Here is an 11,435-nt window from a genome sequence, read left to right on the forward strand (position 1 = left end):
ACAAAAAACGGGTAATACGCTCGTATTACCCGTTCATTAAACTCGGTTTTTATAACGCTTATTGCGTTAAAGCTACCGTATTAGTGTTATTGATTTGCCATATAGCCGCGCCCGGGGTAGGGAAGCTAACCCCCTTGGTACTCCCTTTAACACCATTATCCTGGCCAAAATAATACAATGGATGCCCTTTGTATACCAGTTGTGTTTGCCCAAATACGGTGATCACATCAAAGTCGGCCTTATTTAAAATAGAAGGTACGTTTTGAACTGCGGTTACCGCATCAATTGGCCAGTTGGCATCATGAGCCGCCACACCTGTACTAAATTTGTTTGCCTTAAAGGTATCTTTGGTAAACATATACAGGGTATGTCCGTTAGCATCAGTTATATATTGCGAATTTTCGGCACCGGCAATACCTTTACTGGTGTATTGATTACCATCATGCCCTATTAGCTGTGCATATGAAACCATTACACTGTAATCTGCCTTCGCTATAAACCATGATTTGCCAACACCATCGCCGGTAACATCAGTAGCGGCAACATCTTTTGAATAATAATACAAAGGCCAACCTTTATAGGTAGTTTGCTTGTTTCCATCGGCATTTGTGATAACGCCAAAATCGGAAGCTGTTAAGCCGGTGCCTACAGATGGGTTTTCTTTGTAAAATGCCGGCCAAACTACGGCACACCCGCCGGTACAGGTTGAAACGTTAGCAGCATCATCCGAGAACAGGTAAAGCGCACGGCCATTATTGTCTGTAATGATACTGCCAAAGGTTGCATTGGGAGTAAGCTGAACACCGGTAACAGCCGGAGGATTGGTTGGGTTGTTGTCGTGATTCTTTTTACACGATTGCGCCAATAAAGTTAAGGCAATTAAGCCTGTTAAGGCTAAGTACATTTTTGTTTTCATCGGGAGTCCTAATTAGATTTTAATAATCGTTATGTATAGGTATAACGCCACTAATTTCACGGGGGTTGCTTCTCAGTTAACCAAAAACACAATAACAGTTAAGCACCGGTATATAAACGTGTTCAATGAATGATGAATTAAGTATGAGTTTTAAGAAAAAAACGACCAGTGCCTGTATCAACTGTAACAAAAGTTGCTAACTTGCTGTTAAAGCATTAATACAAAGCAAAAAAACAACAACCGGTAAATGGCGTTAAATTTTTTAAAGCACAAGTGGCAAAAAAGGACATTTAAGTTTGTGCTGATACCGGTGATAGTAATATTACTGCTCGCTGTAGTAGTAAACCAGTATTGGTCGCCTATATTGGCCGGCAAGGTAAAGGATGTGGTATTGAGCAGCAGCGACAGCCTTTATACAGCCGATTTTTCGGATGCTGAACTTCATATCCTGCAGGGCAAGATAGTGATTTACAACATTACGCTTAAGCCCGATACTGCAGTTTACAATCAAAAAAAGCGGTTACGCCTTGCCCCCAATACACTGGTTGAGCTTAAGGTAAAGCGGTTAGTGCTTAACCACGTACACCCCTTCAGTCTCTATTTTCAAAAAAAGTTAAACATTGGCCAGATCATCCTGAACGAGCCGCGGCTGAATGTAAGCTACCAGTTAAACCATACTAAAGATACCGTTGTTAAAGATCACCGCACTGCATGGCAACGCATTTCTAAAAGCTTACGTTGTATTCAAATAGGCGAAATTTTATTGAATGATGTTAACCTGAAATATGAGGACTATTCTGGCAATAAGGTGGCCATTTCCAAACTTAAGGAACTTAATTTTAGTGCCACCGACTTACTGATTGATTCGGCCACGCAATACGATAAATCCCGTTTACTTTACTGCAAGGATATTATAACCGAACTAAATAACTATACCGGGGAAACACCAAGTGGTTTATATACCTATAAAATCAGGCATCTTAAACTTTCAACATTTACATCACAGCTAAATATTGAGGGGCTTGCTATGCAGCCGGCCAAATCAGACGTATTTTTTGGTAAAAGTCAAAAGGACCGCATTGGCCTGCTGGCCGATTCGGTGCAGCTCAATAACTTTGATTATTTAAACTACCATAAGTACCGCACCGTTTCCGCAACGAACCTAACGCTTGCAGGCGGCAAGATAACTGCTTTCACTAATCCGGGAAAAAAACCTGACTCGCTTACTGACAAGGTTAAAACGTTCCCTAATATGATGATCAGGAAATTAAATCTTGACTTAAGGATAGATACCATAAAACTCAGGCATGTGGATGTGATCTATAATGAGTTCAATAAAAAATCGCAAAAAACAGGCACTGTTGCTTTTTATAACACCAGCGGGCGTATTTACAACATAACCAACAATCCATCGGCCATAGCCAAAAACAATATTACCACGGCAGATCTGACAACCTATTTTATGAACCGCGGCCGGTTTGATGTTCAGCTAAAGTTCAATTTAAGTGATGAAGATGCCGCTTTCAGCTATAAAGGCACATTAGGCCCTATGGAGTTTAGCAGGTTAAACCCGGCTACCATGCCCTTGGCCATGGTAAAAATGACATCGGGCAATGTTAAAAAATTCAGCTTTGATATCCAGGCCAACAGCAAAGTATTTAAGGGTAAAGTAGATTTTTTGTATAACGATTTAAAGGTGGTATTGCTAAAACCCGACACTGCTAATGACCGCTTCAAAAGGAAATCGATCATGTCGATATTTGCCAATCTGTTTGTGATCAGGCGCAGCAACCCCGATGATAAGGGAAAACTTACTTCGGCAATGGTAATTTATAAACGCTCTAAAGATTCGCCGTTTTTTAAAACAATATGGAAAACCCTGCTTACCGGGATAAAGCCTTGCATCGGTCTCGACGAAAAGAGTCAGAAAGCCACAAAAGATCGCATTGACGAACATCTTGAAAACAAAAAGGAACGGTTAAAAAGCAAGGCAGACCGCCAAAAGAGGAAAGCGGAGCGTAAAAAGTTAATGGATCAGGGAAAGTTTTGATTTGAAAATTTTCTGATTTGAAGATTACTATCGCCGCTGTTGGCGTTGATTGGAAAGTCAGTTATAAAAACAACTGATCCCGTCGATTATCCCAAAAATATAATAGATGAACAGATGTTTCGGTAACTCTGTAAAATAGCGAGGTTTGTTTACTGATAGCTGCTATTCTTACATTATTATCTATAGATGTGCCTTTATACATGAAAGGATGCTCTGCAATTAACGCTACAACATTTTCAGCTTTTTCCAGAAATTTATCGGCAGATTTTTTTCCGAAACGAATTTCAATAAAGTCATAAATTGCGATAAACGTTTCGTCTGAACTTTGTGTAGATAAAATCTTTAAGCTCATCTCCGGTTCAGTACATCTCTGAATCCGGTGTATGATGTTAATTTCCCCTCATCGGCTTGCTTTAGAGATTCTTTAACCCCCTTAACCACATAATCCGGGTAAACTTCACTTTTTTGTTCAAAAGAGATTTTCATGGCTTTCATAACTGCTTTTAAAGCTACCATCTGCTCTTTATTCTCGGGGTAAACAATCAATGCATCCATATAACAAATATACCCTATGCTTTTGTAAGCACCAAATATTGAGTTGTGGCCATTATTCACTTTCCGGGTAAAAGTTATCAGTGACAACAACGACACAGCATCTCATTTTCAAATCTTCAAATAAACACATTCTCAAATCGGCCTTTACTGCAGCAGCAACTTCAAATTAATACCAAAGTTTGTAAACGATGTATTAAACGTTTGCGAGGTATAGGGCTTGGTAAGGTTTGAATCGTAAAACAAATTCAGGTTAAAACGCTGATTGATCACATAATCAATAGATGGCCTTACGGTTATGTTCTGTGCACCGGATGAGATCTCGGCCGATTCAACATCTGCGCGGTAAATGAGTGTTTTGTTATCCCGAAGCGAAAAATCAAGCTTAAAGTTCACATCCTTATGCTGAAGGCCTTCAAACCAACCAAACGGAAAATGAAAATCTTTGGTATGGTAGCCAAAACCCAAAACAATGATCTTTTCGTTTTGCTGCGCCAGCTGGCTGTTAAGCATACTTAAGCTTAATGAGCGGCTCTGCCGATATTCGGCGTTGGCGGTCATACTGTTTTTGAAACGCATACTTGCACCCAACAGCGGCACAAACTGCTCAAAAATAGTAACCTGCGAAAACTGGTACAGCGGCAGGAAATCATTATTTAAATCGCGTGCAGATGAAGCACCATTTGCTTCCTGGTATTGGAGTAAGGATGTAAAACCACTTACGTTGTATGATGAACGGTACCCGTGGCTCAAATCAAACGAATCAAAAAGATCCTGAAACCAGGAGATTTTGCCCAATCCATTATATGTTACCTGCCAGTTAGGAATTGGTATCTTGGGAAATTGCGACAAACTACCGCCCGACGCATTTTTACCCGCGTACGCCGCCAAAAATGCCGGCACCAATACATTTTGTGAATTTGGGCCGTAACCATCGGCATAACCATCAGTAACACCACTTGAGTTTGGATTGGTATGCCCTAATCTTTGCGATATCACGGTACGGGCATCTAAAAACTTTTGGAAGGTGCTGGATACATTGTTGATCCCCTTGGCCGATTCAAATGCGGTACCAATGGTAAGGAACGATACGCTGTAGTTACCTGACGTTACCGGGCTTAGGGTTTCAATACTATTGCTTGATGCCAGGTATTTAAAGTTAGCCTGGTAATTATGGTCCTGGGTTTTAAATGCAGTAAGTTCGATACGCAAATCTTTAAAAGGCTCTATGATACCCCTAAAGTGCATATCTTCATTTAGCGATGTGGTATACAATTGATTTTGTAAGGTATCACTGGTGATCCAGCCATTTGCAACTGCCTTGGCCCTGATATCCGTTTGGCTGCCCAATAAAAATCCAAGGCCGGGGGCACCGCCGTTTGCGCCAAAAAATCCCGATTGCGGCAGGTATCCCGGCAAAAATGTGCCTTGCGTACGGGTGTAGGTTGCACTAAGGTTTTTAACACTGGTAAGCAAACCAATCAGGATATTGCTCTTCTTATTATTAGGATTATTAGCCTTACGTATAAAAGGGAATTTATTGTAAAACGAAACCATGTTTAAGGTAGGGTTAAGCTGGATAGCCCTTGAGTTTTGAATGCTGTTACCCACATCGTAATCAGTACTGTTGATAGCAAACAATGGCTGTGTTTGCCAGTTAAAGTGTGTACTGTAACGCGCCACGGCCGTTACCCAATCTAATCCCGGTATTTTGTTGATAGGTACCGTATAATTAAAGTTGATGGTATGGTTATAGTTAGTAGTACGGCCAAGCTTTTTCAGATTGTCCCAAAGTGTATCACGCTTTAAACCATTGATCCTGCCGGCGGGCTCATCCACAACCGAAAGATTGGTTGCGTCAATATCCATCTGTAAAGATTTCGACAGGTTCCAGCCTATACCGTATACACGGGTTATGTTGAAATACTTATTGAAAGTAGTTGTAGGGATAGGGATATAATTATTAGGATCATTATCGCGCAGCGTATTCTCTGAGTAAAAACGATCAAAGTTGATACTGAAATTTAACCGCGATGGCAGAATACTAAAGTTCAGGTCCCTGAACAGTGCAAGCATATTGCTTTTGATGATCTTGGCAAAAGGGCTGTAGTATTTGGGCTGATTGGTATAATTGTAAGCGACTGTAAGATTATATGTTTTTTCCACATCATTCTGCGTCACAAAATCATGATGATTGTATTCGGTGTATGCGTAGGTTGCATTAAAGTTTTCGATATCCCAAATATGGTTTAAAGCATTTTGATTAGTCCTTGCCTTATGTACATTGGTAAAGTTGATGCTTTTACGCGTGGTAATGTCAATAGCTGCATTCCTGATAGAGTCGCGCTCTTTGTTGCTGGTGGCTGCCGCCAATGATGCTTTTAACTCAACATCGGGTGCACCGGGATCATACTGCGGCATACTCCTTTGCGACGACAAATTGATGTACGCAGGGATGTGGATACCGCTTTTATCCGGGAAGAATTTGCCGAGCTCCATATTAGCCGATACATCATAGGTTTGGTCATCACTCTGGCTACGATCATTCAACCTTGAATCTAGGGTACCAAAACCAATGGTAGTTTTACTGCCCGATACCGTTATATCGGCAAAGTCGGCGAGCTTGGCATCCATCCTTGCAGTAGCCGCCCAACCGCCGCGCTGATCAAAATCGGTAAGGCGCAACTCATCAAACCAAACAGTTCCTGATTTATCCAGCCCATCATCCGGCAGTACATTGGTACCCTTATACGGATTCCGCACACCAAGCATAATGGTACGCAGTTTGCTCAAATCGGGCTGGCCTTTGATATAAACCACCTTATCCCCTTCTGTGTACTTGAAGAGCTGATTGTATGCCACATTGGAGTGGTTACGGGCCAGCTTTGCCCTGATCAGTAAATCGAGCTCAAGGTCCATCTGATTAACATCCGGCCATATCGCCCCTGCATCACTGGTGCCTGGCTGGGTTATTTTTAATGGCAATTCGTATTCATAGTAGTTATCCTGGTAATCAATCCCGAGGCGGATAAATGCATTCAGATCGTTATCCTTTAAATAGTCACCTTCGGCGTGGATAAACATCTGCATACGTTTGTATTTGCGCAGGTCATTATAAAAAGTACGGAAAGCAGCCCTTGAATACCCATCGCGCAGGCTTTTTACATTTAGGGACAAAGACTGCTCATTAAGCTTGGTATTGGTTTGCAGGTTATTGTAATTACGCTGGCGGTTAATACCGGGCGGCACTACATAAGGTATTGGTGTACGGTTACCGTTCTCTTCAATATTTACCGCCTGTACATCAATGGTCGAATTATCTATCGGCGGATTTGAGATAGCCGGATCGGCAATCACGTTCAAAGGATTCTTTTCAGTATTGAAAGCACGCCATTCGCCGCGAACCAATTCCAATGTAGCGAAACGAAGCACCGCGGTATCGGCAAAGTTGGTCATGAACATCCTCATAAAGCGGATGGCCTTAAAATCCTGGATGTTGCCCACCTTCGATTGATAATCGGTAATAGGGATCCGGAACTGGTACCAGTTAACCGCCTGTGTTGTGCCATTGGGTAGTTTTACCTGTGCAGTAACTTTATCGCTGATATAGTTTTGCCCAACAACCATATCGGCAGGGCGCATAGATACCTTATACTGGAAGTATGAATCCTCCTGGCTCATGTTATTGTCGCGGTTAATATCCTCGCCATCGGGCAGGGATGTTGAAGCCGAATTTTGCAGGCCAAGCTCAGCCTGCGATTGCTGCGCTGTTTTTGAGTTGCCGTCCGTACCGTTGTATTTACTGTAACGGTCAAGGATCCCTGCACGGGCCTGGTCAAGTGCCGGCCCCTGGTAGTACTGGTAATCATCCGATGACGGGTCGGCGGCAATGGCATTTGCCGCCTGCGCATTCAGTTGCCCTTTGATCTGCTGAACAACAGGGGCAAATTTGGTTTGCTCGTCCTGGTCATTCATACCATCCAAACCAACGTCCTGCAGTTTACGCGCATCCGGATTATTATCAAAAGCATTAATAACCGGCTGCAGTTTGGATACACGGCCCCAGTTGGTTTCATCAACCTTGGTCATATCGCCGTCAACTGGCAAACTATTCTCCAAACTTTTACGCCCATCCTTCAAAATATCTTCAGATATTGAGCCTAAGTTGAAATACAGGTCGCCACCGGCCGAGTTGGGTTTATATATGAACGGATCCAAAACCCAAAACTCAATGTATGATACGTTTAACGATTCAAAATCATTTGTCTCCAGCTTTCTGAACATACCGCCCCAGCGGGTTTTAGGGTTTTGCAGGGTACCATCGGGGTTAATACCGGTTGTAGTATAGTTATACGGACCACGAATGGTTGGATAAAAAGCCATGTTCAAAGTGGCCAGGCTCAATGGCTGCCCTGTGGCCGATTGCTTGTACGGAAAAACTTCCTGCTCTATTACCTGCCTCACATAATGATTGGAAAGCTCGCTTCTTGATATCGGGATCGACCCTGTGTTGGTATAAAATACAGGGTCGATATTGTAAAATGCAAGGCGTGCACGGTTATAGCCATAACTCAGGTTATCAAACAGGTTCGATTCGCCAAATAACTGTGGGGTTCCTGAAATTTGCCAGCTGTTGGCCCCTTTAATATCTATTACCGATTGGCTGTTTTCAAAATCATCGAGATAGGATGTACCGTTTTTTGAGCCTGCAAAATTCAATGCTCCGGGACTGCCGGGCATCAGTTTGGCAAACTCGCCATAAAAATTAATAGACGATGGTACCTTGGTATGAATACCGGGGATCTTATCAACCAGCCTTGTTAAAAAACGGGAGTTTGAACTATAATTGGCATCAAATCCCCAAATGGTATTTGAAATGGATTCTTCGCCGGCAATTTCATTTTGGGTGATGGGCTGTTCGGTAAGGTGCATCAAAGTAGCACCTAACTGAAGCTTATCGCTTGCATGATAATCAAGCCTTGTACCATACAGTGATTTTTGCTGCACGCCGAACAATTCGTTATTCTCCAGCTTTACGGTAATTGGCTGACCGGAAGATAACAGCGCCTGGTTCAGGATCCTGATCCTCCCTGCATTATAATCAACAGTATAATCATTCCCCTCGGTTAGTTTTACAGTACCTGCAGTTACATTTACTGAGCCTTGCGGAATATTAACCGCATTCAGCTGGTACTCCGAACCACCCGTTGAGGTATAAGTTCCCTTAATTACGTACCTGTTTAATGCCGGGAAATATTGCTGCGCGATGGTTTTGGTGGAGTCATATAATGGCTGATAAACGTATCGCTTAACAAGGTCAGTCTCACCCGAAGTAAATTTAGCGGCAAGGTCCGAACCAAAAGGCTCCACCACCGGGAACGAAATGCGCCCGTTTTGCGAATCAATGGTGATCCCCTCTAAAAAGTCAAAGTAGCCATCGGGCTTTTTATCACTTTGCTGGTTGAGGTTATCAAGTCCAGCCACCTGGAGCCACAATTTACCTTTCAGATTTTGCCCCTCTTCCATTACCGTTTTTTCAATTCCTGTTTTATCATCAAGGCGGGTAACGGTTAATTTAAAATCGGTAGGTGCTATCTGGAAAGCGCCGAGGGAGTAGATGTTTTTCATCATCAGGTCCCAGGTTGGCAGGTTGGTTTTCAGCAGCTCACCTTTCAGCAATTTCACAAACAGTACGTTAGGGGTATTGGGGTTAACTGCAACGTCGCTGCTAAACTCACCCACCTGGTATTGTACCCCGTTAACCGTATATTGGTAAGCCACCGCCAGTACCTCATCATTATTTAAAGGATAATTTAAGGAGATATAACCTAATTGCGGGTGCAGGGTATATTCCTTATCGGTAAGCTTGCGGGCATAGGTCAGTTTTGAATAGTTATCTGTAGCGCCCGATCCCTGGAAAAAGCTGGCAACATCATTGGAGTTGGTAAGCCTCGCATTTTGCGGCAAAACAGTTAACAGGTTGTTTGATTGCTGTGCAAAGCCAGGTCCCTTAAAACCGGCTGGCAATGCACTGCCGCCACCTACGATTCTTGTTTTATTATAAGGGTTATTTTCACCAAGGTCAATAAAGCCCAATATATCGCGCGAATCGGTAGTTACATTGGTGCGATTGGTTGTCCAAACCTCAATTTTAGTAATGTTGACATTGGAACTGATGATCGGGATATTGGCCAGCGCCCTGTTGTAGTTATTTCTGAAATATTGCGACAGGAAGAAGTGCTTGTTGGCCTCATAATCGGCAGGCGTTAAGCGAAACTCGCCCTGCTGTGAGCCATTGGTAATAGTTATAGTTTTTGATTGCGAGCGTTGCTGCGAAAAGATACTTGTCACGTCAAGCCGCCCGAATTTCAGTTTGGTTTTAACACCGAAAAGAGCCTGGCTACCAGTGATCAGCGTGGTGTTAAGCGGCATACTAACGGTACCGGCTTCAATTTTCTGAATGATCTCATCGGGCGAACCGGTATAATCCAACTTGATCTGGTTTTCAAACTGGAACTGCGCATCGGTATTGTAATTGGTGGTGATCTTTAATTTATCGCCAATGTTACCGGTTACATTCAACTGAATACGCTGATCAAAGTTAAAATTGAACTGACTGCGCTGGCGTGTATTAAAAAGCGGGTTTTGATTTTTATTCACCTGCCCGGCCATAATCATTTCTGCCGATCCCTGCGGACGGATATCAATCACCGAACTGCCAAAGATCTGTTCAAAGGTGCGGCTCCTGATCTTTATAGGAGGTATAAAGCCCGGCTGCTGCGAATCATAGGCATAATTATCTGCCAGTTGCTGGAAATATCCCCGTTGGGTTGATCGTTGTTTAAGTTTTAAATATTGCTCAAACGTAAGGTACTGCGGCGGGCGGTAAAGTAAATTCCCTACCCGTTCATATAAAATATAACGGTTTGTGGCAGGGTCATATTCAATGGTACGTACCAGGCCTGCCGGGTCGGCATTGAAAATACCTTCCCTCATCCGCTGGCTTCGTGGCGCGGTTAGGTTTATCGGTGCATTTGATTTGGCTGTATCATTTTTAGCCGCAGGAGCAGGCTTTTGTTGTGCATACACATTACCCAGCCCCCCGAACACCACAATGAACAACACACTTATAAGTGTCTTATAAGTAAATACTTTGGTCAAAAGTTAGTAGATATATATCCGTAATTATAGAGTTTTTAGTGCGAACTTAATAAGCTCTTCAACCGTTAATTCGCTATTATTTTTCTTTATCTCCTGGTCTAATACCTTTTCGGCGGTGTTGCGGGCAAAACCAAGCATCACCAGTGCCGACAGCGCTTCATCCTTAACCGTTTGGCTCACCGGCACAACAGTTAATGTATCTGGCCCCTCCTTACGCAGCTTATCCTGCAGTTCCAAAATTATCCGCTGGGCAGATTTTGGGCCGATACCTTTTATCCGCTGTATCAGCGAAACATTACCGCTTACAATAGCTGCCTGAATCTCGGCCGGACTTATGGATGATAACATCATCCTTGCCGTATTTGGCCCGATACCTGAAATGGAGATCAAATGTAAGAACAACCTGCGTTCACCCTCTGTAGCAAAGCCGTAAAGCGTGTGCGCATCCTCTTTTACGTGTAACCACGCAAAGAGTTTACATTTTTCGTCGTCGCTAATGCCCGAATAGGTATTTACCGAAATATTAATATGATACCCTACCCCTCCCGCATCTATAACCACATACGATGGGCTTTTAAACATTAGTTTCCCACTAATATAATCATACATATATTATTACTTTATTAAGTTTATTAAAACAATGATGTTAACGGCAAAACAGCCTTTGCAGTGATTATCCAAAGATAAAACTCCGGCGTCATTATATTATATAATGATAAATAAAAAGCTGCTGTATACTTACCTTAAAAAATAAAG

Annotated in this window: 6 protein-coding genes; 1 reads left to right on the forward strand and 5 read right to left on the reverse strand. The window is 42.7% G+C overall.

What is annotated here, in order from left to right; translation table 11 throughout:
- Nucleotides 1-58 precede the first annotated feature (58 nt).
- A complete protein-coding gene (locus tag MTO98_RS29580; protein ID WP_243482642.1) occupies nucleotides 59-916 on the reverse strand; it encodes a hypothetical protein in 858 nt (285 codons plus the stop codon).
- 247 nt (nucleotides 917-1,163) lie between these two features.
- Between MTO98_RS29580 and MTO98_RS29585 the strand changes: the two genes are divergently transcribed.
- Nucleotides 1,164-2,966, forward strand: a complete 1,803-nt coding sequence (locus tag MTO98_RS29585) for a hypothetical protein (RefSeq protein ID WP_243482644.1) — start codon at nucleotides 1,164-1,166, stop codon at nucleotides 2,964-2,966.
- 61 nt (nucleotides 2,967-3,027) lie between these two features.
- Here the strand turns inward: MTO98_RS29585 and MTO98_RS29590 are convergent, their stop codons facing one another.
- From MTO98_RS29590 to ruvA, 4 genes are all read right to left on the reverse strand, one after another.
- Nucleotides 3,028-3,318 carry a type II toxin-antitoxin system RelE/ParE family toxin gene (locus MTO98_RS29590; RefSeq protein WP_243482646.1) on the reverse strand — a complete coding sequence of 97 codons (291 nt, stop codon included), beginning with the start codon at nucleotides 3,316-3,318 and terminating at the stop codon, nucleotides 3,028-3,030.
- A complete protein-coding gene (locus tag MTO98_RS29595; protein ID WP_243482648.1) occupies nucleotides 3,315-3,521 on the reverse strand; it encodes a DUF2683 family protein in 207 nt (68 codons plus the stop codon). Before MTO98_RS29595 ends, MTO98_RS29590 begins: the two co-directional genes overlap by 4 nt.
- 144 nt (nucleotides 3,522-3,665) lie before the next feature.
- Complete coding sequence (gene sprA / locus MTO98_RS29600; protein ID WP_243482650.1) at nucleotides 3,666-10,679, reverse strand: cell surface protein SprA; 7,014 nt, start codon at nucleotides 10,677-10,679, stop codon at nucleotides 3,666-3,668.
- 24 nt (nucleotides 10,680-10,703) lie between these two features.
- The gene (gene ruvA, locus MTO98_RS29605) at nucleotides 10,704-11,288 is read right to left on the reverse strand and encodes a Holliday junction branch migration protein RuvA (RefSeq protein WP_243482651.1); all 585 of its coding nucleotides are present in this window, start codon (nucleotides 11,286-11,288) and stop codon (nucleotides 10,704-10,706) included.
- Nucleotides 11,289-11,435: the final 147 nt, after the last annotated feature.

Origin of the sequence: Mucilaginibacter sp. SMC90, assembly GCF_022811725.1 — a bacterium.
Lineage (GTDB): Bacteria > Bacteroidota > Bacteroidia > Sphingobacteriales > Sphingobacteriaceae > Mucilaginibacter.